General features: G+C 48.3%; 26 protein-coding genes. 22 read left to right on the top strand and 4 right to left on the bottom strand.

Features of this window, described 5'->3' with window-relative positions; translation table 11 throughout:
• Positions 1-3 precede the first annotated feature (3 nt).
• The 16 genes from I8U23_RS11310 (at position 4) to I8U23_RS11235 (ending at position 15543) form a co-directional block, all read left to right on the top strand.
• Entirely contained in the window at positions 4-258 is a 255-nt protein-coding gene (locus I8U23_RS11310; RefSeq protein ID WP_131470855.1) for a hypothetical protein, read from the top strand.
• Between the two features lie 35 nt (positions 259-293).
• A complete protein-coding gene (locus I8U23_RS11305) occupies positions 294-986 on the top strand; it encodes a DUF3891 family protein (RefSeq protein WP_049719639.1) in 693 nt (230 codons plus the stop codon).
• A gap of 22 nt (positions 987-1008) precedes the next feature.
• A complete protein-coding gene (locus I8U23_RS11300; RefSeq protein ID WP_049719640.1) occupies positions 1009-1401 on the top strand; it encodes a VOC family protein in 393 nt (130 codons plus the stop codon).
• Positions 1402-1857: 456 nt separating this feature from the next.
• Positions 1858-2802 carry a hypothetical protein gene (locus tag I8U23_RS11295; protein WP_037994086.1) on the top strand — a complete coding sequence of 315 codons (945 nt, stop codon included), beginning with the start codon at positions 1858-1860 and terminating at the stop codon, positions 2800-2802.
• A complete protein-coding gene (locus tag I8U23_RS11290; RefSeq protein WP_049719641.1) occupies positions 2799-3401 on the top strand; it encodes a class D sortase in 603 nt (200 codons plus the stop codon). Before I8U23_RS11295 ends, I8U23_RS11290 begins: the two co-directional genes overlap by 4 nt.
• A gap of 27 nt (positions 3402-3428) precedes the next feature.
• Positions 3429-4340 (top strand): conjugal transfer protein, encoded by a 912-nt coding sequence (locus I8U23_RS11285; RefSeq protein WP_037994087.1) that lies wholly within the window; start codon positions 3429-3431, stop codon positions 4338-4340.
• A gap of 4 nt (positions 4341-4344) precedes the next feature.
• Complete coding sequence (locus tag I8U23_RS11280; RefSeq protein WP_037994088.1) at positions 4345-4599, top strand: hypothetical protein; 255 nt, start codon at positions 4345-4347, stop codon at positions 4597-4599.
• A complete protein-coding gene (locus I8U23_RS11275; protein ID WP_037994089.1) occupies positions 4596-4991 on the top strand; it encodes a TcpE family conjugal transfer membrane protein in 396 nt (131 codons plus the stop codon). Before I8U23_RS11280 ends, I8U23_RS11275 begins: the two co-directional genes overlap by 4 nt.
• A complete protein-coding gene (locus I8U23_RS13760) occupies positions 4988-7486 on the top strand; it encodes an ATP-binding protein (protein ID WP_052186651.1) in 2499 nt (832 codons plus the stop codon). The genes I8U23_RS11275 and I8U23_RS13760 overlap by 4 nt, the downstream gene beginning before the upstream one ends.
• Positions 7487-7527: 41 nt before the next feature.
• Positions 7528-8997 carry a CD3337/EF1877 family mobilome membrane protein gene (locus tag I8U23_RS11265; RefSeq protein WP_037994090.1) on the top strand — a complete coding sequence of 490 codons (1470 nt, stop codon included), beginning with the start codon at positions 7528-7530 and terminating at the stop codon, positions 8995-8997.
• Between the two features lie 45 nt (positions 8998-9042).
• Positions 9043-9615, top strand: coding sequence for a hypothetical protein (locus I8U23_RS11260; RefSeq protein WP_037994092.1), 573 nt, complete (start codon positions 9043-9045; stop codon positions 9613-9615).
• Positions 9599-10720: a peptidoglycan DD-metalloendopeptidase family protein gene (locus I8U23_RS11255; RefSeq protein WP_121874378.1), complete on the top strand. Its 1122-nt coding sequence runs from the start codon at positions 9599-9601 to the stop codon at positions 10718-10720. Before I8U23_RS11260 ends, I8U23_RS11255 begins: the two co-directional genes overlap by 17 nt.
• A 91-nt stretch (positions 10721-10811) precedes the next feature.
• Entirely contained in the window at positions 10812-13430 is a 2619-nt protein-coding gene (locus I8U23_RS11250) for a helicase HerA domain-containing protein (protein ID WP_198051055.1), read from the top strand.
• A 74-nt stretch (positions 13431-13504) separates the two neighbouring features.
• Positions 13505-13807, top strand: a complete 303-nt coding sequence (locus tag I8U23_RS11245) for a hypothetical protein (RefSeq protein ID WP_037994096.1) — start codon at positions 13505-13507, stop codon at positions 13805-13807.
• 93 nt (positions 13808-13900) lie between these two features.
• Entirely contained in the window at positions 13901-14971 is a 1071-nt protein-coding gene (locus I8U23_RS11240) for a type III polyketide synthase (protein WP_049719646.1), read from the top strand.
• A gap of 2 nt (positions 14972-14973) precedes the next feature.
• Positions 14974-15543, top strand: a complete 570-nt coding sequence (locus I8U23_RS11235) for an isoprenylcysteine carboxyl methyltransferase family protein (RefSeq protein WP_049719647.1) — start codon at positions 14974-14976, stop codon at positions 15541-15543.
• 27 nt (positions 15544-15570) lie between these two features.
• Here the strand turns inward: I8U23_RS11235 and I8U23_RS11230 are convergent, their stop codons facing one another.
• The 4 genes from I8U23_RS11230 to I8U23_RS11215 form a co-directional block, all read right to left on the bottom strand.
• Positions 15571-16986: an alanine/glycine:cation symporter family protein gene (locus I8U23_RS11230; protein ID WP_037994101.1), complete on the bottom strand. Its 1416-nt coding sequence runs from the start codon at positions 16984-16986 to the stop codon at positions 15571-15573.
• A gap of 109 nt (positions 16987-17095) precedes the next feature.
• Positions 17096-17482, bottom strand: coding sequence for a hypothetical protein (locus I8U23_RS11225; RefSeq protein ID WP_037994102.1), 387 nt, complete (start codon positions 17480-17482; stop codon positions 17096-17098).
• Positions 17479-17814 carry a hypothetical protein gene (locus tag I8U23_RS11220; protein WP_037994104.1) on the bottom strand — a complete coding sequence of 112 codons (336 nt, stop codon included), beginning with the start codon at positions 17812-17814 and terminating at the stop codon, positions 17479-17481. The genes I8U23_RS11225 and I8U23_RS11220 overlap by 4 nt, the downstream gene beginning before the upstream one ends.
• 132 nt (positions 17815-17946) lie before the next feature.
• Entirely contained in the window at positions 17947-19437 is a 1491-nt protein-coding gene (locus I8U23_RS11215; RefSeq protein ID WP_049719650.1) for an FAD-dependent thymidylate synthase, read from the bottom strand.
• Positions 19438-19568: 131 nt separating this feature from the next.
• Between I8U23_RS11215 and pdxK the strand changes: the two genes are divergently transcribed.
• The 6 genes from pdxK (at position 19569) to nikC (ending at position 26327) form a co-directional block, all read left to right on the top strand.
• Positions 19569-20396, top strand: coding sequence for a pyridoxine/pyridoxal/pyridoxamine kinase (gene pdxK, locus I8U23_RS11210; protein ID WP_037994107.1), 828 nt, complete (start codon positions 19569-19571; stop codon positions 20394-20396).
• 273 nt (positions 20397-20669) lie between these two features.
• The gene (locus I8U23_RS11205) at positions 20670-21662 is read left to right on the top strand and encodes an ABC transporter ATP-binding protein (RefSeq protein ID WP_198051054.1); all 993 of its coding nucleotides are present in this window, start codon (positions 20670-20672) and stop codon (positions 21660-21662) included.
• On the top strand, positions 21649-22617 hold the full coding sequence (locus I8U23_RS11200) for an ABC transporter ATP-binding protein (protein ID WP_049719715.1): 969 nt from the start codon (positions 21649-21651) through the stop codon (positions 22615-22617). Before I8U23_RS11205 ends, I8U23_RS11200 begins: the two co-directional genes overlap by 14 nt.
• Before the next feature lie 91 nt (positions 22618-22708).
• Entirely contained in the window at positions 22709-24316 is a 1608-nt protein-coding gene (locus I8U23_RS11195) for an ABC transporter substrate-binding protein (RefSeq protein WP_049719651.1), read from the top strand.
• Between the two features lie 80 nt (positions 24317-24396).
• Positions 24397-25407 (top strand): ABC transporter permease, encoded by a 1011-nt coding sequence (locus tag I8U23_RS11190; RefSeq protein ID WP_037994111.1) that lies wholly within the window; start codon positions 24397-24399, stop codon positions 25405-25407.
• Positions 25408-25466: 59 nt separating this feature from the next.
• Complete coding sequence (gene nikC / locus I8U23_RS11185; RefSeq protein ID WP_049719716.1) at positions 25467-26327, top strand: nickel transporter permease; 861 nt, start codon at positions 25467-25469, stop codon at positions 26325-26327.
• Positions 26328-26342: the final 15 nt, after the last annotated feature.

The raw sequence follows: 26342 nt of genomic DNA, 5'->3' as shown, positions 1-26342 counted from the left end.
ATGATGGATGTGTTTCAACGGTTTGTACAGCAAAATGTGGATCAGGTTCAAACTGCAAAGTCGGAACGGGTGGTGATTTTGCCGAGGGATTTGGAAAGGTCGTTTGAGCATTATTGCCGAAAACGGAATCTGAGTTTCAACGAAGCCCTTGTAAAGTTGATAGAAGAAGCGTGCAAATCGGAGCAAAAAGGAAAAACGGATCAGTCGGCGGATGAACAGGAACCCGATGCGGCTTTGTTTATGAATGATGCTTTATAAAGCGATGTGAAGGGCTTGAAAAGGAGGGGCTTCGAATGATCGTCAGAAAACGGGGAAATTATTTCATTTTGATCAAACAACACGACCATGCGTTGATCGCAGGGGAAATGGCGGCGCATATTGATGAGCCGGTTCAGCCCCTCGCCAAAACGCTGTTTGCCATTTCCCACCATGATATCGGGTGGGAAGAGCTGGACCGCTCCGTGCTTTGGGATGAAAAAAACAATTGTCCGGTCAGCTTTTACGATTATCCGTTATTGCCCAAATTGGAAGCCTATACCCGGGGGATTTCCAAAGTGGTTGCCAATGATCATTATGCCGGTTTTTTATGCAGCAAGCATTATGCTTCTTTTTTTACCAATGAGACCGATCCCGCCTGCCGCAGGTTCCGGGAGCAGGAATTGGCCAGACAAAATCAGTTGCGTGAATATTTCACGGAAACTGAAGAAGAAAATATCGCCCGCAACTTCCGGTTGCTGCAATTTTTTGATCAGTTGTCGCTTTTTGTGTGCTTCAATGAACCCGGGGAAAATACCTTCCCGTTGTATAAAGACGGGATCTTCTATCAAGGGAAGCGGTATGAGTGGATCTGGGAGGGAAAAGACCGGTTGCGTCTTTCCCCCAACCTGTTTAAACAGTCCTACTCCATTGAAATCCCGTACCAAATGGTGGATTCCTACCGTCGCCTGGTCGGAAGCCAGACATACACACTCCATGTGATGGTGTGACGGAAAAGGAGGAGAAGAGTGGATGAACGTCAGCGGTTTCAATCACCTCACTTTGAGAGTGAGGAACTTGGAGCAAAGCCTCCGGTTTTATAGTGGTCTTTTGGGAATGAAACTGGTGCACAAAGGCCGGAAGGATGTCTATCTGGAATGGGGGAATGCCTGGATTTGCTTATTGGAAAGGCCGGAAGAAAGTTCCGCCGCATCGGGTCCCGGAATGGACCATGTGGCTTTTACCATCCGCGAACCGGATTTTTTTCATGCAGTTTCCCTTTTGAAAAAAAATCAGGTGGAGATGGTGAGGGAACCAGTTTTCCGGGGAGGAGGATGGTCCGTCCAGTTTAAAGATCCGGATGGCATCGTGCTGGAGCTTTTTACAGGAAATTTAGAGAAAAGAATGATTCATTGGACAGCTTGAACCACGAGGAGAAAAATCAGTTCACAAAAATTGCCGTTTTTTTGGGTCTGCAATGTTGCAGATGAAGAAAGACGGCATTTTTTATGTAAAAAATTTAATAATCAATTAATAAAAACAATGATTTAATCGCATTCATCTATTTTTATAAATAATAACATTGTCGATGAAGCGAGTCCCGACAGAAAAAATGTGAGCCAAATAATAAAATTGATAAAAAATTCGCATCTGCAAATTTTACGAAATTGTGTTGAAAAAAGTACGATTTATGTAATATTATATGGAAAAGGAAGAGTTATGACGACGGTTTTTACAAGGGGGGAGGATGCCTGCTCCCATTTTTGATAAAGAAGTGATTGTGCCGGGCGGATGAAAAGCCGCCTGATGTTTGATTAAATCGGTTTGGCATGGAGTTTTTCTTTCAATGTTTATTTTTAATGAGGGACAGGAGGGATTGAAGTGAAAGATCCCAAACAAATTTTAGAGTCGTTTCGTACAGATGTTCAATCGCGAAACCTTTACTCCAGCCTGTTGAGGCAGTTTGACCTTGAATATCCCAATCCAAGGGGAAACCGGCGCAAACCCAAGCCGTTGGCAGGAAAAAACGTGAATCAAATGGCTGCGGCGTTGTCGGTCTGCTTGGTGACGGGTTTGTCGGCGGGAGTGGGAACCGCTTTTGCCAACAGTGATTTCGGACCCGGCCAACATCCGTTGGATGAGCCTCCGAGCAAACCGGACCAGAAAATCGAGCAACCGCAGTCCGAAGGAAAAGAATTGGAAAGAAAATTGTCGGACCAACCGGTGGAATTGGAAAATAAGATAGAAACCCCGAAACCTGAAAAGGATCATCAACCAGCAGAGAAAGAATTTCCCTCCATGAAAGAAATTCCTGAAGACATCGGCAAAGCGGTCATTCCATCCGATTCTCCAAAAGTGAAGGAAAAAGAAGCGGTATCATCCGATAATCCATCAGACATGGAAAATTCATCCTCTGACGAAAATCGTCCGCAAGTGTCGAATCTTCAAGAAGTTCCCAAAGAATCCGCACAGCCTGAATCCCGACAGCAAGAGGAAGTGAAACCATCCCACGACCGGGAAGAAAGCCCGGTGGCCAACCAGATTGTCTCCGAAGTGACGAAGCCAAAAGAGTCCATCGAGGAGAAGCAATATTCGCCCAAAGCGGCAAACGCTGAAAATAAAGAAAACGCCGGGGCTGAGACCAAGCATTTGGCTGCAGCCGGTGACGAGGAACAAAATCAGAAGCAAAACCGGCCGCAAACGGAAGAAGGCGGGGTTTTGCCGGATACCGCCGGGAATGACTTAAACGGCGTTTTGCTGGGAAGCGCTTTGTCCATGCTGGGCTCCGTTTACGTGCTTCGCAAGAATAAGGTGGAATCGTCTTGAAATGGGACAAAGCCGTTGCTCTCTCGATTGTGATCTTGGGAGCTTTTTACGCCGGTTATTCAGGGGTTTCGTATTTCCTGAAACGGCAAACGGTGGAAACCACGTCGGAGGCCGTTCCCAAAGCGGTGGTGGAGGCCGGAACGGGCTCTTCACCGCAAGAGGATTGGCTGATTGTCCCCGAGGAGAAAAGGCCGGAGAAAGGGGAACATTTTGCTGATTTGATCATTCCCGCGTTGGAGGCCAAAATGCCGATCATTGAGGGAACGCATGAGGATGAGCTGGACAAAGGAGTCGGACATTATGCCGGAAGTGTGCTTCCGGGAGAACCGGATAACGCCGTTTTATCGGGACACCGGGACACGGTGTTCCGCAAAATCGGCCGGTTGGAGCCGGGAGATTCATTGATCGTCCAATCTGAATACGGCAAATTTGCATATACGATTACCAAAACATGGATCACCACCCCGGATGACCGCACAGTGATCGTCCCGCATGAAAAACCGGTACTTACCCTGACAACCTGCTATCCGTTCACATATGTCGGACCGGCTCCAAAACGATACATTATCCAGGCAGAACAGATGACAAAACTTGAGTGACTTCTCAGATCATTAAGGAGGAGAAAAATGGAACGGCCGATCATTCGCCGCAAGATTCCGAGGATTTTGTTTTGGCTGCTCATTATTTACACGGCATGTGTTTCCACGGTGGTTTTGGCCATTCAATTCGGCTTGATTCAGTTGCCCCCGCGCCAATTGGAAGCAGCCGGAGGAGAACCTGCACAAAAAAACACACAGCCTGTCATCGGGGAACTTGCTTTTGCGGAACAATTCGCCAGAGAATATCTTTTTTGGACGCAAGGAAAAGAGGAATCCAGGGCAGAGCGGTTGAAGCCCTTTTGGAAACCGAATATGGATGTGCAAGGGGGGCTTGATTTTAAACAGGTTCAGTGGAATTCTTACGCCCGCAACGTGAGTGCATGGGCGGTCAAAGAAAGGGATGACCGGTCCGGTGTGACGGAAGTGACGGTATATGCCGAAACCATTCTCAGCAACGTGAAGAATCCCAATGACCAAAAGAGAGTGGACCGGTATATGATTGTTCCCGTCAAGAAAGCCGGAGAGTCTTATCTCGTCGTGGGATACCCCCGTTTTATCCCGCCGCCGGTGGCAGAGGCACCCGCTGAGGAGGAAAAGAGCGGGAAAGACAATGGCGGGGAAGCGGTTGACCAAAAGATTCGTGACGAAGTGGAACAGTTCATGAAATCTTTTTGGAAGGTGTATACCACCGGAACATCTGAAGAAATTGCTTATTTCGAAAAAAACAATCAATCTTTGCCCGGTTTGACCGGAATCATGTCATTTTCCGAAATGAAACAGCTTACCGTCCGTAAAAAACAGGATGTCTATCTTGCCGATTGCGATGTCTTGCTTGAGGATCTGGCTTCGGGAGCCAAGATCACGGATCATTACCGCTTTGAGCTCGTCAAAGAGGGCGGGCGTTGGTATGTAATCAGTACGGAACAAGGAGAGGTCTGACGAGATGGCACATATGATGTTACTTGCAGCAGGCCCTGGCGAAAAACTCCAGGAAACGCTCGGGGCGGAAATCGGATCGTTGTTTTTTCTGGCAGTGATTTTTATCAGTTTGACATTGTTTTGGAAACGCGCATTTACTGCGTTCATCGGTTTTGCGTTGTTTGCGATGCTGGTCAGCGTCTTCATTTTCCAACCCGAATTGATTTCATCACTTGGTTCCGACGGATTTCGCTGGTTGTTCGAGGCTTATTTGGAATGAAGCAAATTCGTGTGTACAACCAGGTTTTTCGCATTGAAAAAACCGTCTATTCCATACAGGGAATCCATTTACCATTACCGGTATCTTACCGGCAAATGGCGTTTTTTGTCGGAGCCTTGATTGTGATGGTGATTTTAAACAAGTTTCCGCCGGTCAGCTGGATCGATTTTTTTCTTGTGAAATTTATAGGGATTCCAGCCTTGGTTTCGTGGTTTTTTACAAGAAAAACGCTGGATGGCAAAGCGCCGCACCGGTTTATCATACGATGGATCGAACATTTTTTCAGTCCGCATCACTTTGCGCGTTACAAGGAAATTGAAAAACCTAGAGATCCGTATCAATACGAAGGGGAAGTATCATACCGATTTGCATCCAGGAGGGAGTTGCCGTGACGCGCATACCTTTTCCCGTGAAGTATTTTGAAGATAACTTGGTTTTCGGGCAAGATGGAGCCGTTTATGCTTATTATGAGTTACAGCGGTTTAATTATGATTATCGGTCAATGGATGATAAGCTCAGCCTCCATTCGAATTTGGAGGCTTTTTATTGGAATATCCATGCAGATACGCATGCATTGGTTGTGCCTGAATACCAAAGCCTGGAAGAGCAGCGCCGGGCGATGGAGACAGGCTTGTGTGACGAATTGAAAGAGACGGGAAAAAAGCATATTCAGGCGGCAGTGGAACATTTACGCGGAAAAGAAATACACCAAAATCGTTTTTTTATGGGCGTCAAGTTGAAGCCAGCCACGGTCAAAGGGCTTTCTTTTTTGAATGAGCTCCGTTATATCTGGAAGGATTTTAAAAGGTATTTAAACAATCAAGCCGGAACGGACGCCCCGGAGGTTTTCGAAGAGGAAATCCAGGCGTATCGTGTGCAGGAGGAAATGATTTTTTCCAGGATCAATGGTTATTTGCGTGCCAGACGTGTGGATACCGCTGACTTGGAATGGTTGATCCGTCGGGGATTTTATCGCGGGATCGGGGAAGCGCCGCGGCGGAAAGATTGGAAACCCAAGGCTCTTCCGGCAGAAGTCAAAGGGAAAAAAGGAATTCGTCCGGCCAGGGATATTTTGACATTGGCAGAAGGCCGTTTTGATGATTCGCACGGCCGGAATTTGATCGTTGAGCAACACGTGTCGGGAGAAAACAAAAAAGGATATATGGCTTTTCTGACGATTTCTCACATCCCTGATAAATCGCCTTTTCCGGGATTGGAATGGTTATATCATCTGCAAAACCTTTCGTTTCCCGTGGAGGCCTCCGTCCGGACGGAGACGATCGAGTACGCCAAAGCGTTATCCCAGGTGTTGAAGAAGAAAAAAGAACTGAAAGCCGAGGACGAACACGCAGCGGAAAGCGGCGTGGAAACTGCATATCACATTTTGCACAGCCGCCAGGATGCCAATGAACTGGAAAACCATTTGCGAACCGATAAATTTCCATTAATCACAACTTCTGTCGTTTTATGTGTCTATGCTTCTTCGCTTGAAGAGTTGAACTTACGGATTCAGCTGGTGAAAGATTTGTACAGTGACATGATGATTCAAGTGGAAGTTCCCTACGGAGACCAATGGCGCGGATTTAATGAATTCATTCCCGGTGCGAAAAGGTACATCCACGACTATATTCATTACATGGAGCCGGCTGCCGTGGCCGCCGGAATGATCGGAGCCACCCGGCAGCTCGGGGACGGACAAGGTCATTTTATCGGGATGTCCCGCAATTTGCCGGTCTTTTTCCAACATGACCGGGGCCCCAAGGATAAAAAATTGAGCACGACCGCTTCCGCCGCATTTATCGGGGCATTGGGGGCCGGAAAATCGCTGGGGGCCAATTTACTTGCCTATCAAGCGCTGTTAAACGGTGCCAAAGTGCTGATTTTTGACCCCAAAGATGAGCGGGCGCACTGGGTGGATGCACTGCCGGAATTAAAGGACATGACCCGGGTGGTCACCCTGCGGGCAAGCAGTGAAGACCGCGGGAAGCTGGATCCGTTGGCGGGCGTGGTCAGCCCGTCTGAAAAACAAGCGGCGGGCGAGACGGCCAAAAAAATACTGCAGTTTTTGGCGCGGTCCGAAGACGGCACTTATGAGGCAATTGTGATTGGAAAGGCTGTCGATGAAGTGTTGAAACATCCGGACCCGAGCATGATGAAAGTCATTGATCAATTGCGCAAGGTGACCAAAGAAGCCCCGGAAAAACGGCAGGACAGCCTGGAAGAGATTGTGGATGTGTTAAGCTATCTGGCAACATCCGGGCAAGGCCAGCTGTTGTTCGGAGATGGCACGCAAAAAGCCATTGATCTGTCCATGCGTTTGACCATTTTGCAGGTGGAGGATTTAAAACTTCCGGATGAAAGCAAATCCGATTATGGCCGGATGGCCATTGCGCTCTTGATGGCGATTTCCGATTTTTCCCGCCGCTTTTCCAACCAGTCGTCGAATGAGTTTAAGCTGGTATTGTTTGATGAGTCATGGAGATTGGCGAAAGTCAGTGAAGGAAGAGCGATTTTGGAAGAATTGGTACGGACCGGGCGCAGCAAGAACGCCGCCATCTACTTAATCAGCCAAAACGCCAAAGATTTGTTGGGAGAAGAGATTCGGTCCAATCTGGGGTGCCGGTTTGTTTTCCGGTGCCGGGATGCAAAAGAAGCGGAAGCGGCCTGCCATATCCTCGGCATTGAGCCGAATGAAGAAAACATTGAAACGATTCGGAGCTTGCCGACCGGAACCTGTTTGATGTCCGATTTGGAGAAGCGGGTGAATGAAGTCGAAATCCGCGTTTTGGAAGAGCGGCTGTTTGAGGCTTTCGACACCCGTCCCGGTTCCAGGAAGCAAAAACGACCCAAAGATGTGCAACCGGATGCATATCAATCTGTCCCATAAAGGGGTTTCCGATAAAGAATAAAGCGGAGGAGACCTGCTCGATGAACAGAAGACAAAATCTGCTAAGATTTCTTGTTGTTTTCATACTGATCGCCGGCATGCTGGGGAATCATCCCGTCACCATGGCCCAGGAAGAGCAAGAGCAGCAACAAAAATCGGATGGCTACAGCCTGATTACCGATTTGTTGACGATTTTCCCGAAGGAACAAGTTGAAAAAGCCAAAGCCAAAGGATATGATGTGCGGTTTGCCAAATATCAGCCCAGCCAGTATAACCTTGAAATTTACACCGACGAGACATCCATGTTTGAATGGGACACAAAAATATCCAATCAGGCGTACATTCTGCTCAACGAGATTAACAACTTTATCTGGCAAGCGTTGTTGTCGTGGAACTTTACCGTGATTTTGGTTGTGGAGAATGCCTTTTCCCTTGATGTGGTGGATCAGTTTGCCGATGCTGTGGAAAAAGCGGTTCAGCAATTGGCCGGCTTTACCGGGGCGGGTTACGGAAACACAGGATTGATGGGCAACTTTATGACATTGATGATCATTATTGCCGGAGCTTGGATTGCATACAAAGGATTGATTAAGAAAAACACAACGGAAGCTCTGACCGGAATGCTCACCAGTGTGGCCATTTTGATCCTGGGGATCGCTTTTTTTGCCAATGCCGGCAGTGTGATGAAATATTTGAATGAAATCAGCAGCGGCCTGAGCCAAGAGTTGATGGGGGTCGGCATTGAATTTCAGGAAGACCTGGATGAAGATAAGATGAATTACCCCGCGGAGGTTTCGTCCCTGGTCATTTCCGACAAGCTCTACAATATGATGGTTTATGAACCTTACATCATGTTGCAGTATGCAAAAACTTCCAATGATTCCGAGTTGACCCGGGGGAGAATCGAAAAAATCCTGGCTTTTAAACCCGGAAGCACGGCACGGGAACAGGCCGTGGAATATGAAGCCAAAGAAATGAACAACCCGATGGTGAAAAAGGACGGGGTTTTCCAACGCTTAACCTTGTTAATTCTGCTCTGTGTTTCCCATTTTATCTTGGGATTGCTTTTTTTCATCATTGCCGGAGCGATGATTGTGTATCAGTTTTTGTTCGTGCTGATTGCTTTGTTTGCTCCCTTTGCCTTTTTGATCGCGTTAAACCCGTCTTGGTCCAGTGTTGCCGTCAGTTGGTTTAAAAAGTTTGTCGGTTATCAGTTGATCAAATTGATCATCGGTGTTTTCTTCAGCATGTTGCTTACCATCTCGCAATTCCTCTATCAAATGAGTCCGCCGGAACAGGTGGGTTATATTTGGACCATTGCCATGCAACTGATTTTGGTGATTGGTGTCATTTGGAAACGGGAGGAATTGTTCAGCATCATGAAAGCCCCCATGGGCAAAATCGATGACAGCTTGAAAGGGCAATTTAATATCCAAATTCCGATCCAACAGATGACCAAGTACACCCAAACACTCGCGCAACGAGCCGGAAAGATCAAAGTGCGGAAATAGCTGCTGGTTTGCATCGGCGGTTTTGGCAAACAGGAGGGAAAATGATTGTTTAACACAAATTTGCCCAGTGGACGCCGTCGCCTGTTTTTATTGGTTTTGTTTGTTTTTGTGGTTGCCGGGTTTTCAGCCAAGTATCTGCTGATCCATCTTGGCTGGGTGGGAAATGCCGGTCAGCAGGATAAAAAGCCTCAGAGCCAACCGGAACAAACCGCAAACCCGGAGGAGGTTTTACCCACTTTGTCACCGGAGCAGCTCCAAAAGGCGCAACAAACGGCAGATGCTTTCATGCGGGCTTATGCAAACCGCAATACAGATGAGGTGGACCGGTGGCTTCAGTCAGTGAAGCCTTATGCCTCGGATTCCTTGTTGGCCTTGCTCGAAGAGGAGACAAATTTCCTGAAAGAAAAAGGCGTGAAATTCATCAGCGTGTTGAAAGAAATCCACAATCTCCATTGCCAGGAGCAATCGGGTGAAGTCCGGTGTTTGGCGGAGACCGTCGCCGAAGAAAGCGAGAACGGAAAAACCATTCCCATCGAGCGGGTTTATCAGGTGACATTGACGGAGCAAAACGGGAATTGGATTGCACAGGAGGTGGAAGTGCGTGGAAGTTTTGACTAGACCGAAACTTTCCGCCCTCCGCCGCCGTCAAATCCGGAGAAATCAAGGGTTGTCCCGGAATGTCAAAGGGTTTGTCTTCCTTTGTTTGATGGGGATGGCCACATTTGTTTTCTTTTTCATTTCCGTTCTGGGAGCGGTGTTTGTCAGTTTGTTTTCATCTTCCTCTTCCAAAACAAATCAAATGGAACAATGGGAAGTGGCGGAAGGTTTTCCGAAAGAGGCGGAAGCCTACTTGCCCATCTATCAGGAAGCCGGGAAAAAATACGGCGTGCCTTGGCAAATCCTGGCTGCCATCCACAAAGTTGAGACCAATTTCGGCCGGGATTTGAGGGAAAGTTCCAAAGGAGCGAAGGGACACACGCAATTCATGGATAAGACGTGGGTCGGATGGGATTACCCGGGCGGAACGCGTTTGGGGGATTTGCCCGATTCCGTGGATATCACGGATCCGAAATTGATTGAAAAATACGGTGGATATGGGGTCGATGGGGATCAGGACGGCAAAGCGGATCCGAACAACCCGGTTGATGCCATTTATTCCACCGCCCATTATTTGGCGAGAAATTATCAGGAGGGAAAAGATTGGTTTGCCCGTGGCGGACCGGTCTGGCAATACAACCATGACTATGAGAATTATGTGCTGAAAGTCAAAGAATACGCTGAATCCTTTGCCAAGCCGGTGATTTCAAAAGCAAACGGCCTTGCTTCCGGCGGGTTTCTCTGGCCGGTGGAAGGGGGAAAGGTGACGTCCCCTTTCGGGCTTCGCTTTCACCCCTTGAAAAAGGTGTATCGCAAACACGAAGGGATTGATATTGCCAAACCTTTGGGATCCCCCATTTTTGCCAGCAATAGCGGTGTGGTGGTGGAATCAAGGACATCCAGCGGGTATGGCTGGAAGATCGTGATTGATCACGGAAACGGCTACCAAACCCTGTATGCCCATATGTATCCGCAAGATGTCCAAGTCCGTGTCGGACAGGAAGTCAAAAAAGGGGATGTGATTGCCAAGGTGGGTTCCAACGGATGGAGCACCGGTCCCCATTTGCATTTTGAAATTTTAAAAGACGGGCAAGTGGTTGATCCGATGAAAATACTGAAAAAATGAATCCTTGCTTCTGATTGGTGAAGGGAAAGAAGGACAGCGGGAGAATGCCTGATACAGGACTGGACGGAGTTAAAAGAAAGGTGGGGTTGGATTGTTTCCTTGGAATAATGTGCCCAAGGGCGGTGAAGAGCAGATGCGTCAGGTCGCCAAATGGTTTTTTTACACGGTTATCGGCGTGGCATCTGTGATCGGGATCTTGTATTTGTGGAAGTTTCTCGCAGAGTTGTTCGGGGAAAGTGATCAAGCCGAAACGGCGGGTAAAGCGACCAACTTGGCATGGGATACGCTCTCATCCATCGGAATCTGGGCGCTTGCCGTACTTCCCTGGCTGATTTTACTCGGGATTTTGATTGTCATTGCCGTTTTGGCCGGGCGTTGGTCCACCAAATCCCATTATCGGAGCCGGGCCAAAAAGGGAGTGAAATATTTACGCATTCTGCCTTCATACGACACCGAACTGGATTTGGATAAAATCTCAGAATTGACAAGAACTTTCGGGAGCATGATTCGCCCGATCCGCATGCGTGTCCAATACGGGCGCCCTTGGTTCCGCTGGCGGTTTGCCATTCCGGAGGGCAGCAACCAGATCGGAATTTACCTGGCTTACCCCGAGGACAAGGAGAACAGTGTAAAGGACACCTTGCGCAGTGTTTATCCTTCTGCAGAGTTGCATGACATCAAAGAGGAAGAATTCCCCACTCCGAAAAAAGGGGGGACCGGCGGACACTTCATCTTTAAATTCAAAACCAAAGGTTATCCCTTGACCTCGTTGCTCCAAAGCAAACAGAGCCAATTGGGAAGCATTTTAAACTGTTTGCGTTCCGGAACCTATTTGGATTTGCAATTTTCCCCGGTCAGCTGGCGGGCTGTCGAGGAACGTTCGGGAAGTGCCCGGAGCCTGTTGACCAGCAAAAAGAAGAAAGACATGGGACCGGAAGAGCGGATTCGTCGCGCCGGTTTGATTCAACGCTTGACCGGGCGTGAACTTTCCTTTCAAGTGCGCCTTTCCATCTGGTCCAATCACGAAAACGCGGAAGCGGTGGTCCGTTCCACGGCAGAGTCGGTTCAAACCGCGATGAAGTATGACGGGGAACTCCGTTTTATCCGCCAACCTTGGTGGAATCCCATGAAAGACAACAACCTGGTTCCGATTCCCTGGCCGTTGACCCTGATGGCTTGGACGTCGGATGAGATTTCGAGCTTGTTCCATTTGCCTCCGGCCAATCATTACATTTATCGTCCTCCGGCAGAAGATGGCCCCAACGCGCGGGGATATGTGGCCCATTTGCAAGAAAACGAAAGGACATTGGAGCCGGGCGAATTGACGGAGGGCGTGAAAATCGGAAAATTGAAACATCCTTTTGATGACCGGGAAGTGCGCGTCAACTTTGAACAGTTAAACAAACATTTTGTTTTAACGGGTGCCAGCGGCATGGGGAAATCCAGTGTCGCGATGGACATGGTCCAGTCACTTTTGGATGAGTGGTTTGACAATCCGGATGAAAGCCCGGGTTTCACCATTATTGACCCGGCCAAAGAGTTGGTGGCGATCATTGAAAACCGTCTGCGCATCGCAGAAAAATTCGGCGTGAAGTTCCCCCGGGAGAAAATCCATCACCTGAATCTGTCGGATGATACCACTCATCTTCCGGCTTTGAATATGCTTCACTGTCCGGAGAACGTCATCCCCGGACAGATGGCCCAACAGTTGGCCACTATACTAGTGGACTTTGAATTTAAAGAAGAATCCATTGAACGCTCGCGCCGGCTCGTTGAAATTGCGGTGCAGAGCCTGTTGGAAGATAAGGAAACCCATACGATTTTGGGCATCGATGATCTGTTCAGAAACCATCAGTTCAGGGAAAAAGTGGTCAAAAACGTGCAAGATCCTTATATCAAACGCTTCTGGGTCAACACCGATGAGCAGGAAATCAAAAGAGAAGTGGAGCCGGTGCTGTACCGGTTAGACCGGATCTTGCAACATTCAACGCTGCGCCGTCTGTTCTGCCAGAAAGGGTTGAGCCTGGATCCCCAAAAGTATATGGATGAAGGACATATTGTCTTGATTGACACCAATGGAATCAAAGACTACAACTTGCGGGTTTTGGTCGGTTATTTGATCAACCTTTACTATCAGGCAGCACGAAAACGGAACACTGCTTCCAAATTCCATTTAATGCTGGTGGAAGAAGCCCACATGGTTCAAATTCCGCTCCTTACCGAGATTTTGCAAGAGGATAAAAAATATCCGTTTGGGCTGGGGCTTGTGACCAGAGAGATCGATCACTTCGAAAATCAAGAATTGATGCAAGCGATCCGTTCCTATATCGGGATGGTCATCAGTTGCGGTCAGACGGAAGGTTCGGATGAAGTGGAAAGCCTGACGCGGAAATATATCAAGACCAGTCTGGTGGAATCGTTGCCTGAACGAAATGCAGCGGTCTACATCCGCTCCAAGCGGAAAGGCCGGAGCGATGTAACGACATGTGTGGTCACAAATGAACCGCCGGTCGTGTACCGGCCCGACGGCAAGCCGGCGGACCATCGCACGGCAGAGAAAGATGAAGCCATGAATTGGGGATTGGAATGGGGATTAAATGCTCTTTACCATGACGGGGAGACACTTCCCATTGAACAGGTGGACAAAGAAATTTCGGATTATATGGATCGTACTTTATATGAAAATCCGCCTTCGGAAAATGCCAACTGATCGTGAGCAAAACAGAACCGGTCCGGTTGAAGGATCGGTTCTTCTCCACTTTTCGACAGAGAGGAAGACAGAAATTGGGGAACCTGATCAAAGCAATTTTTGGGCTTTTTGCCAATCTGATTCCTATTATTGAAACATTGTTTTTAACGTTTGTGATCTCCAGGCATTTGGAGTCGACTTCCACCGGGATCATTTTGTTTATCGTTTTGATGATCGGTTCATTTATCTGGCACTCCCTGGTCAAGGGGATTGCTTGGGGGACCATGATTTATTTGACGATGACCCAAGAGGATTCCTCCGGCATGCTCTTTGCCGTCATCTTTGCATTGGCGGTCGGGGTTTTGCGTTTTCTTTTGGAAAAATGGTTGCGAAAATAACCGCCAGTCTTCAATTGATAAAAAACAGTATGTTTTGAAGGGAAAAGTAAAAAAATACTCCTAAACAATTTCACTTGTTTAGGAGTGTCTGTCATGCCCAAAATCCTTGCCGTGGGAACCGCAGTCCCCCCGTATTCTGTGAAACAGGAAGAAGCCCAAACATTTGCCAGGGAATGTTTTGCCCCATCTTTTCCGCAAATCGAACGTTACATGTCCATTTTTGATCATGCTTCCATTCACAACCGTTATATCAGCCAACCGATCTCTTGGTATAAACAACAACACCCGTTTACGGAAAAGAACCGGATTTACGTCGAAACTGCGATCGAACTGGGGGAAAAGGCCATCCGAACGTGTCTGGATAAGCAAGGATGGACCCCGGAGGATATCGATCATTTGGTGTTTGTTTCAACGACCGGGATTGCAACGCCCAGTATGGATGCCCGTTTGATCAACCGGTTGTCGATGAAAAGCGATGTGAAGCGCACCCCGGTCTGGGGATTGGGCTGTGCCGGAGGGGTGGCAGGATTATCCAAAGCTTATGAATTTGCCAAAGCCAATCCATCGGAAAAAATATTGCTGCTTGCCGTGGAATGTTGTAGTTTGACCTTTTGTCCCTTGGATCATTCCAAAAGCAACCTGGTGGCAACTTCGTTGTTTGCGGACGGGGCGGCCGCCGTTTTGATCTGCGGGGATCAGGTTTCGCTTCCGGACGGGACATTTCCGGAAATCACCGGGGCACAAAGTTTTTTGTGGCCGGACACGGAAGAGGTGATGGGATGGGACTTGACCGGGGACGGATTAAAAGTCATTTTTTCCCGGAGCATTCCCGAACTGGTGTTGAAAAAAGTGAAGCCGGTGGTGCAACGGTTTTTGGATGAAGCCGGGGTCCCTTTATCACAAATCGATGTATTTCTAACCCACCCGGGTGGGAAAAAAGTGTTGGAAGCTTATCAAAAAGCGTTAAATCTTCCTCCCGGGAGCCTGAACGGAGCCTTTGAAATATTGGCCGGTTACGGCAACATGTCATCAGCGACAGTTTTGTTTCTTTTGGAACGGGAGCTCATGCAAACGCATCCTGCGGGAAGTTACGGCCTCATGGCAGCGATGGGACCGGGTTTCAGTTTGGAATTATCTTTGTTGCATTGGGATAAGGAGGGATGATCATGCCGGCCTGGGGAAGTTGGCTGTTATGGGTCTTGGTCATTGTGCAAAGGCTTTATGAACTGCGGATTGCACAAAAAAACGCCCGGTGGATCCGGGAACAAGGTGGTGTTGAATACGGCGGAAAACATTATCCGTGGCTGGTTTTGATTCATGGATGCTTTTTTCTCAGTTTGCTTTTGGAGGGACGATGGGGAAGGACGGAGCCGGTTGCATGGTGGTGGGTGCCGTTTCTGTTGTTTCTGGGGGTGCAAGGGTTAAGGATATGGGTCATGCGGTCTCTGGGGAAATTCTGGAACACACGGATTTATGTGATTCCTGGCAGGAAGCCCCAAAACCGCGGCCCGTATCGCTACGTAAGACATCCGAATTATGTTGTGGTCCTGTTGGAGTTTGTTTTGTTGCCGCTTTGTTTCGGAGCCTATGGCACGTTGATCGTTTTTCCTCTCGTAAACTTCCTTTTCCTTTATTTGATTCGCATTCCCGCGGAGGAAAAAGCTTGGCAAATGTATGGGGCAGATCCGGATGAAATCATGAAGAAACACCGTTTTTTCCCTTCGTTTCAGAAATGAAAAAATCCCCCGGGCGGGGGGATGGTGTCATCCTGTCCGACGGGCGGACTCGCTTTTTTCCCAGCAATCGGCATTGGCCAAGTCTTTGATCTGATCGCTGGCGAAACTCGGGTTTTTCCCTTCTTTCAGCTGTTGATGATAATCTTGGAGCACGGCAAATGCCACTTTTCCCAAAAGGAGGATGGCAATCAGGTTGAGAATCGCCATTAAGCCCATAAATAAATCGGCCAGATCCCAAACGACTTGAACTTGAGTGATGGAGCCCCAAATGACCATGGCGATTACGGCCAAACGGTAAATCAACAGCCAGGTTTTGTTTTCGCGAATAAATTCGATATTGGTTTCTCCGTAATAGTAGTTGCCGATCAAGGAGGAGAAAGCAAACAGGAGAATGCTGATGGTCAAAAAGTGTTCCGCCCACACACCCACTTGCTGGTTCAAAGCCAATTGGGCAATTTCAATGCCGGAAAGGTTGTCGTGGGTAAACGCGCTGGAGAACAAGACAATCATGCTTGTACAACTGCAGATGATCAATGTATCCACAAAGACGCCGAGAGCTTGAATCAGCCCTTGTTTGGCTGGATGTGAAACCGTGGCGGTTGCCGCCGCGTTCGGCGCACTACCCATTCCGGCTTCATTGGAAAACAGTCCGCGCTTGATCCCCTGCATCATGGCCGCACCAATTCCGCCGCCGATTGCTTGTTCCAGCCCGAACGCACCGGCGAAAATTTGCTTGAATACGGCCGGCAACTGTGTAATATTTGTCAACACGACATAAAGAGCGAGCAAAATATAGATGACCGCCATGATCGGAACAATCCATTCTGTAAAGCGGGCCACCCGTTTGATTCCGCCAAAAATAATGATTGCAAAAACCGCAGCAATGATGAGTCCGAGAACGGCCCGGTTGATGCCGTAGGTGGATTCAAAAGCCACCGTAATGGTGTTTGCCTGTACGGAGTTGAAAACAAGGCCGAAGCACAAGGTGATCAGGATCGCAAACAAAATCCCCATCCACCGCCTGTTGAGCCCTTTTTCCATATAATAAGCGGGTCCGCCGCGAAACGTATCCCCGTCCTTTACTTTATAAACTTGCGCCAAGGTTGCTTCAATGAATGCGGAGGCACTGCCGATGAGGGCAATCAGCCACATCCAAAAAACAGCACCCGGACCGCCGATTGCAATTGCCATGGCAACACCGGCAATATTCCCGACGCCGACGCGGGATGCCGTACTGATACAAAATGCCTGAAACGATGAAATCCCGTCTTTTTTTCCCATTCCTTCGCCGAGCAAACGAAACATTTCTTTGATAAACCGGAATTGGACAAAGCGGGAACGAATGGTAAAATATAAACCCGCAACAATTAACAAAGCCACGATGACATACGTCCATAACACATCATTGATTGCCAGTACATACTTGTCTAATAGATCGACCATCCGATCACCTCTGTTCAAGAAATTTACACATTTACACAATTTATTTTATATCACAAAAAAATACATTTCGTCATTGGATGAATATAACAATCCGAATGAACAGAGGTGATTAATTGGAAGATGAATTGTTTTCGATTCCTTCCGACAAATCTCTTTTCTTGGCCCGTTGGTAAACGTCATGGGGGTTGCGGGGCTTTTGAGCAATACGAAATCCGACGGCTGCAAAATAGATGGTTTTTTTTTCGGGAATATACCGGTAGATCAATCGGAGATCAGGGCGTTGTCTTTTGCGTGGGCGAGCGACGGAAAAAAATTTTTTCTTCCGGAATCCGGTCAGCGGGGGATATTTTAACCGGGCGGCTTTGTAAGGGTTTCGGATGACTTGGACAATGGCGCGATCCAGTTGGATCAAAAATTCCTGGAACCGTTTTCGTCCCAACCTGCTGGCGATGAATAACAAGTCGTCGCGAAATTGCGGGTGATACTTTTCAATCATGAGGACGATGACCCTTTGTCGATCGTTTGTTCAAAGAAGGCAAGGCGGGACATTTGTTCCGGCTTTTCCAGCCATTTGGTTTCAGGAAGCCGGATCCGTTCCTGCAACATTTCATTCCATTTCATGTCCTCCAAGATTTCCTCCAGTTCTTCCAAACGGTGCATCAGCTTTTCATACGTCTTTATATCCAAAATCACGGCCCGCAACTGATTGTCATGGACCAATCCGAGCTTTTTGCAGGTGTTCAACAGATCATCAAAGAAGTGGCGGTTATTCATTTCCTTGAGCTCGCTGGTGGAAATCAGTTCATTTTGAGCAAAAGGTTTGGACACGGGATCGAACACCTCCGTTTCTGTTATAAGTCTATTATACCTTTTATCGGGTAATTCATGAATATTTTGCTTTTACTGAAACAGAATAATACATCACGGCATGAAAGCGGGTTCCATGCCGTGACAAAGCGGTCAGTTATTAATCCGGCGCTGTGCATATTTGGCCAGTGCCGGATGGTGGTTTTTCAGTTCTTCAAACAAAGATAAAAACGTTTGGCGAATATCCCATTGAGCTTCCGGGGATGTTCGCAAATTGATCAGATGGTACAGCTCCCACAGGCTGGCCGTGGCGGTGACTTGCCGGTGGTGCGCATTCGTCACCACATAGGCGGCGGCTTCCGGATTCCATGACTCAATGTCTTGGTAGACGTTTTCCGCTTCATGGAGGAAGGATTGGTAACGTTCTTCCAGTCCGGCTTCCCGGATGTGGGGAGGGATGGTATATCCGAGATGAATGGTTGGCAAACCATGGCTGAAGTGCGTGCGACGGTTGTGGCGGAGCAGTTGGTGCCAATTTGCCTCGGAAATGAGCAATTCAAACTGGTAATGAATATGTTCAAATTCCCATCGGGGATTGTCAAAAAAGCGCAGTTCGCTTAAAGCCGTTTCGGCAATTTGTTCTTTTTGTTCTCTGGAATACGAACGGGCTTGTTGGTGTGCTTGCTCATAAGAAAGAGCCGTTTCGCTGATGATCAAACGGGTGACCAATTCGGTCAAAGCTTCTTCATAGTCCGGAATGTGAACCATGCGGGCGCGCGGGCCTTGGACCGGTTGCAAAGACGCTGTTTGTTCAAAGAAAAGCTCCTTTAGCTTTTTTCTGGTGTGTAGCAGATAATCGTTCGGTTTTACATATTTCAACAGCGTCGGGATCACCTGGCTGATTTCCCGTTCCATTTCCTTGGCCAGTTTGCGGCATTCGTCGTAAGGGCTGGACAGAAGACGGACCAAAGTGTCCCGTAATGCGCGTCCGTTCCCGGTCATGCCAAGGTTGGTGAACGTGGCCAAAGTGAGGACATAACGGGCATCTTCAAACGCGATTTTTTCAATCCGCATCCGGTAGGCACGCTCTGATTCTTCCGGTTTTTGCGGGATCACCTTCACCAAATACGCGGTCAGGCCGCTGAGCAATTGCTCATACGTGTCATAAGCTTTGTCCTGCAAAGACAAAAATTTTTCTTTCAACCCGGGGTTTTGTTCCAGAACGGGAGGGACATAAAAATCGCCCCGTTTTGGCCGCTGATAACGCTGGCTGTATTCGGTGAAACTGTTAAACGGGTTGGACAGTTCCAATTCGGCCGATGCCAGCCGGCTGATCTTTTCAATTCCGATGTGTGCAACGGCATGTTCCGCCACGCTGCTGTGGCCGTAACCGACAACCCATTTTTCATGGAAGCGGGCCGCTTTTTCCGAATGCCCCTTGGCGGCACCGGCCGTCTTCAGGTTGACATTTAACTCTTCATCGGACAACAGCTTTCGCAAATTGTCGCGGAAGCTGGCTGAAGAACGACTTACATAGGCAAAAATGACGGCAATCACTTCTTCAGGCAAATTAAAAATGGTGTATACATTTTTATCAAGATTGGATACATAATGGGATAAATCGATTTTTTGCTCCTGTTTCATACTTCCACCCTCCCTGTCATTGCCTTACATTCTAGCAAAATTCCTTCCAATGGAAAATGGAGAAAAATGTTGTGAAATGATGTGAGAAAGTTTAAGCTAATTTTGAGCTGACGAAAGGTAGGAGGATAAAGATGACAACCAGATACAAAGTTCTGACGATTGCAGGTTCCGACAGCAGCGGAGGTGCAGGAATCCAAGCAGACCTGAAAACATTCCAGGAGCGCGGCGTCTATGGAATGTCAGCCATCACCACCATTGTGGCGATGGATCCGGATCATCAATGGAATCACAAGGTGTTCCCCATTCCTTTCGATACATTTCAGGATCAATTAAAAACGATTTTGCAAGGGATTGGCATCCATGCGTTAAAAACGGGCATGTTGGGATCAGTAGAGATCATTGAATATGTGGCCAAAACCATCCGTTCCCAAGAGGTCCCGGTGGTGATTGATCCGGTGATGGTATGCAAAGGAACGGATGAGGTGCTCAATCCCGAAACAGCCGATGCCTTGAGGGAAATTCTGATTCCGCTGGCGACCGTGGCGACCCCCAATTTATTTGAAGCCGGCCAGCTGAGCAAAATGCATCCGATCCGCACGGTGGAGGAAATGAAAGAAGCGGCGGCACGCATTCATGACCTGGGGGCAAAAGTGGTGATTATCAAAGGCGGAAGTAAGTTGGATCACGAAAAAGCGGTTGATGTCGTCTATGATGGCCGTACCTTCGAAGTGATGGAAGAAGAACGGGTGGAAACCCCTTATGTTCACGGTGCCGGTTGCACATTTTCCGCAGCCATTACCGCCGAATTGGCCAAAGGAAAAACGGTTTCGGAAGCCATTCGCCTGGCCAAAGCCTTCATCACCGAAGCCATTCGCGGCGGATTTCCGTTAAATGAATATGTGGGTCCCGTGCTTCATATGGGTTACCGGTTAAAAAACGGAAACGAGGATCTGAAATAACAGGGCAGATGGAACAATCCGCCCTGTTTTCTATTATTTTTTGATGGAAAAAACGAGGGGGTATTTTCCATTTGGGGGAAGAAAGCGGCCAAAAGTAGAAAGGAAAGGATTTATTTTTTAAAAGGGATTTTTGATTATACAGAGAATATAAGGAATTGATAATATTTTTATTCAAAATAAAAAATAATTAATTGGAAAAATGGGAATTAAAAGAAAAAATCCGCTTATGATTGGATTTAAGAGGTTTTTAACAAATCGTTTGAGGTGATCCATTTGACTCAGCCCGTGTTGGATATCCGGCAATTGAAGCTGCATTTTTTTTCGGAAAAAGGAGTGGTCCAAGCGGTTGACGGGATTGACCTGACCATCCGCCGGGGGGAAATCGTCGGACTGGTGGGAGAATCGGGATGCGGAAAAAGCGTGACCTCACTGAGCATTATGGGGCTGGTCCCGCAACCGCCCGGGAAAATCGTCAACGGTTCCATTTGGTTTGAGGGACAAGACCTGACCAAACTTTCACAGAAAAAGATGCAGAAAATTCGAGGTAGAGAGATTGCAATGATTTTTCAGGAACCGATGACCTCCCTGAATCCGTTGTTTACGATTGGAAATCAATTGGTGGAAGCGGTCCGGGCGCATGAAAAATGTTCCAAAAAAGAAGCGGAAGCCCGTGCCGTTGAAATGTTGGAAAAAGTGGGGATCTCCCGGAAGGGGATTTTGCGTGAATTTCCGCATCAATTGTCCGGCGGAATGCGCCAACGAGTCATGATTGCCATGGCCATGATCTTAAACCCTAAGTTATTGATCGCCGATGAACCCACGACCGCGCTGGATGTCACCATTCAGGCACAAATTCTTGATTTGATGAAACAATTGAATGAAGAGTATCAAACGGCGATTTTAATGATCACGCATGATTTGGGGGTTGTCGCGGAAATGTGTGACCGCATTGTGGTCATGTATGCCGGGCAAGTGGTGGAGGAAACCGACCGCCACCGTCTGTTTAGCAATCCGAAGCATCCTTACACCCGGGGATTGTTAAAGTCAATTCCCAAGTTGAAAGAAAGAAAAAAACGGTTGTATGCCATTCCCGGCCAGGTGCCGACGCCCCGGAACATGCCCGCAGGATGCCGGTTTGCGCCGAGGTGTGAATTTGTCATGGATCGTTGCCGCAAAGAAACGCCCGAACTTACCGAAACAGACAAGAACCATTACAGCCGCTGTTTTTTGCATCAGAGGGAGGAACCGGTACATGGCACTGATTAACGTGAAAAACTTAAAGAAAAGTTTCCCGGTTTACGGGGGATTGTGGAGCAAAAAAGTCGGGGAAGTCAAGGCGGTGGATGACGTTAGTTTCGCCATTGAAGAAGGAGAAGTGTTGGGGATTGTCGGGGAATCGGGCTGCGGGAAATCGACGACCGGGCGAACCATCATCCGTTTGGTTGAACCCAGCGGCGGCGAAGTGGAATTTAACGGGAAAAATTTGTTTGCCTTGGACAAAGAGGAGATGAGAAAAGCCCGCAGAGACTTGCAAATGGTTTTTCAGGATCCTTTTGCATCCCTCAATCCCCGGCAAAAAGTGCGCGAAATCCTGGAGGAACCTTTGATCGTCCATTCCATGGGAACGCCCAAGGAAAGAAAAGAACAAGTGCAAGAATTGCTTCGGGTGGTCGGGCTCAATGCATTTCACGGTGACCGTTACCCCCATCAATTCAGCGGGGGACAGCGGCAGCGGATCGGGATTGCCCGCGCATTGTCGACCAAACCCAAACTGATTGTTGCCGACGAGCCGGTATCGGCATTGGATGTGTCGATCCAGTCGCAGGTTTTAAATCTGATGATGGATTTAAAGGAACAGTTTTCACTGACGTATCTCTTTATTTCGCATGATTTGAGTGTTGTCAAACATATCAGCGACCGGGTCGGCGTGATGTATCTGGGGCGCATGGTGGAAATATCCCCGCGCGACGAGCTTTATGAAAAGCCGTTGCATCCCTACACCCAGGCTCTGTTGTCGGCCATTCCCGTTCCGGATCCGACAGCCAAGCGGGAACGCATCATTCTTGAGGGCGATGTGCCGAGTCCCGAAAATCCCCCACAAGGCTGCGCGTTTCATCCGCGTTGTCCATATGTGACGGACCGTTGCAAGGAGGAACGCCCGGAGTTGAAAGATGCCGGCGGCGGACACTTGGTTGCCTGCCACTTGGTTCATGAGGGTTGAAAAGAAGATCCCTTGACTTGATGGGGGAGGTGGTTGATCGGGAAAACGTGACGATGCAATCAAACGAAAAACCAATAAAGGAGGACGAAATATGAAAAAGCGTTTTTGGATTGTCAGTGTGATGGCCATTTTCCTTTTTTCCACCATCCTGGCCGGATGTGTCGAAAAAGATTCGGCGAAAAGCGGAAAGACTTTGATTTATGGGAGGGGAGCCGACGCCAAATTATTGGATCCCATTCAGGTGACGGATGGAGAATCTTTTAAGCCGACAGACCAGATTTTTGATAACCTGGTCGAATATGACCAAAAAACAACCGAAGTGGTTCCGGGACTTGCTGAAAGTTGGGAAACCAGCGAAGACGGACTGACATGGACATTCCATTTGCGAAAAGGCGTCCAGTTCCATGATGGCACTCCATTTAATGCCGAAGCGGTGGTTTATAACTTCCAACGTTGGATGGATCCGGAACATCCTGAGCATAAAGGCGGGGAATTTCCCTACTACGGATATATGTTTGGCGGGTTTAAAGGGGATGAAGGCCATTTGATTGAAAGCGTGAGCGCCCAGGATGAATATACGGTGCAGTTTAAACTGAAAAAGCCATTGGGGCCTTTCCTCAGCAACCTGGCCATGTCTCCGTTCGGAATTGCTTCCCCGACGGCTGTGAAAAAAGATCCGGTGAAGTTTGCACAACATCCGGTCGGAACCGGTCCCTTCAAGTTTGAAAGCTGGAAGAAAAATGACACGGTCGTGCTCGTGAAAAATGAGAACTATTGGAAAAAAGGTCAGCCGAAACTGGACCGGGTTATTTTTAAATCGATTCCGGATAATGCGGCCCGCTTTTCTGCATTGAAATCAGGGGATATTGACATGATGGACGGACTCAACCCCAATGATGTCCAACTGGTCAAACAGGATCAAAACTTTGAACTGTACGCACAAGAAGGCATGAATGTGGGTTATCTGGCTTTAAATACCGAGAAGGAACCGTTTAACAATGTCAAAGTGCGGCAGGCGATCAACCATGCGGTGAATAAAGACGCCATTATCAAAAACTTTTATGCAGGCCAGGCCGTGGCGGCCGTCAACCCCATGCCTTCCATGATGTGGGGATACAATGACCAAGTGAAAGATTATGAATATGACTTGGATAAAGCGAAGCAATTGCTGAAAGAAGCTGGCTATCCGGATGGTTTTGAAGTGGAATTTTATGCGATGACCGAACCCCGTCCGTATATGCCGAACGGAAAGAAAATTGCGGAATTTATTCAGGCGGATTTGGCCAAAATCGGCATCCGGGCCAAAATTGTGACTTATGACTGGCAAACGTATTTGGATAAGACCGGAAAAGGGGAACACCAAATGGCGTTGATGGGGTGGAACGGGGACAACGGAGACCCGGATAACTTCTTGTACGTCTTGTTGGATAAAGACAACACGCGGATGCCTGACGCCGGAAACATTGCTTTCTATAAAAGTGATGCCGTGCATGATCTTTTGATTCAGGCGCAAAGCTTAACCGATCAGGGAGAACGTGCCAAACTTTATGAACAAGCACAGGAAATCATCAAAGCGGATGCGCCTTGGGTTCCCATCGCGCATGCGACCGTCAGCTTTGCTGGGCGAAAAGAAATCACCGGCTTTGTTCCTCATCCGACAACACAGTTGAAATTGGAATTTGTTGATCTGAAGAACTGAAAACAGGTGTAAAGGCGGCATTGCGGGGAGTCCGCAGTGCCTCCTTATTCATTGCAAGAGTCAGGTGGTGAATGGATGTTATGTTGGCTTACACGATACGCCGGATTTTGATGTTGATTCCTGTGTTGATCGGCATGTCGCTCATTACATTTTCCATTGTTCATGCCATCCCGGGGGATCCGGCCAAAACGATAGCGGGTGACAAAGCGACACCGGAACAATTGCAGGAAATCCGGGAAAGTCTGGGCTTGGATCAGCCGTTTTACATTCAATATTTCAACTATGTCAAAGGACTGTTGCAAGGGGATTTGGGGACATCCTTGATCACCAATACCCCCATCTCCGAAGAAATCGTTCCTTTTTTGGCCGCCACGGCTGAACTCACTTTGGCTGCCATGTTGATTGCCGTATTTTTCGGGGTGAATCTCGGGATTTTATCGGCTTGGAAGCAAAATTCATGGCTGGATTATGGATCAATGCTGATTGCATTGATCGGGGTTTCCATTCCCGTGTTCTGGCTGGGGTTGATGGAACAGTGGCTTTTTGCCCAGGTTCTGGATTGGTTGCCGTCCAACGGGAGAGTGGATCCCCGCCTCGGTTTTGAGCCGCTCACCCATTTTTATATTTTGGATTCCTTGTTATACGGGGATTTTGAGTGGCTGGGAGATGTGTTGAAGCATTTGATTCTGCCGGCGGTTGCGCTGGGGACCATCCCGATGGCGATCATTGCGCGGATGACGCGGTCCAGCATGTTGGAAGTCATGAGATCCGATTATATTCGTACGGCCCGGGCCAAAGGATTATCCGAGTTTTGGGTGATTTACAAGCATACGTTAAAAAATGCATTCATCCCGATCCTGACCGTGATGGGGCTGCAGATGGGCCTGTTGCTCGGGGGGGCGGTTTTGACGGAGACCATTTTCAGCTGGCCGGGAGTGGGCCGGTATATTTATGACGCCATCACACAGAGAAATTATCCGGTGATTCAGTCCGGAATATTGGTGCTTGCAACGATTTTTGTCGTGATCAATTTAATCGTTGATCTGTTGTATGCATGGATTGATCCCCGCATCCAATATGGGAAGGAGTGATGAAGGTGCAGCAAATTTCATCCGGAATTCAGCCGCCCGCTCCCGATGCAGCCGGTGAAATGGGTCTGGAAGAAAACACGGAAACCCATTCTCTTCGTGATTTTTTTCAAGCTTTTGTCCGGCACCGTTCGGCGCTCATTGGCACTTCTTTGGTGATGATTTTTATCTTGCTGGCGATTTTTGCCCCGGTCTTGACTCCTTATGACTATCAATCTTCCAGTCCGGATACATTACAGCCCCCGTCGTCGTCCCATTGGTTTGGAACGGATGATTTGGGACGGGACATTTTTACCCGGGTGGTGTATGGAGCGCGGATTTCCTTGTGGATCGGTTTTGTGGCGATCACCGGGTCCATCGTGATCGGGAGTTTTTTGGGATTGATTGCCGGTTATTACGGCAAATGGGTCGATTCGGTCATTTCCCGTTTGTTTGATATTCTGCTTGCTTTTCCGAGTATTTTGCTGGCCATTGCCATTGTGGCCATGCTGGGGCCGAGCTTGAACAATGCTTTGATTGCGATTGCCATCATCAATATCCCCAACTTTGGTCGGTTGATGCGTTCCAGAGTGTTAAGCGTCAAGGCGGAAGATTATATTCTGGCGGCCAAAGCGTTGGGGATGAAGAACAGCCGCATTTTATGGAAACATATCTTGCCCAATTGCTGGACACCGATCATGGTGCAAGGGACGCTGGGATTTGCCACGGCGGTGATCGAGGCCGCGGCGCTCGGGTTTTTGGGCTTGGGAGCCCAACCTCCCCAGCCGGAATGGGGAACCATGTTGTCCGATTCGCGTGAATTCATCCAGCTCGCACCTTGGACCATGATTTTTCCGGGAGTGGCCATGATGTTGACGGTTCTCGGGTTTAATCTGTTGGGAGACGGTCTCAGGGATCTTTTTGATCCGCGGATGAAACAGTAAGAAAACGGTGTGCCC

This window comes from Thermoactinomyces sp. CICC 10735, assembly GCF_016055175.1.
GTDB classification, from domain to species: Bacteria; Bacillota; Bacilli; order Thermoactinomycetales; family Thermoactinomycetaceae; genus Thermoactinomyces; species Thermoactinomyces vulgaris.
The sequence above is the reverse complement of the archived record's forward strand: the minus strand, read 5'-3'. Positions and strand labels throughout refer to the sequence as shown.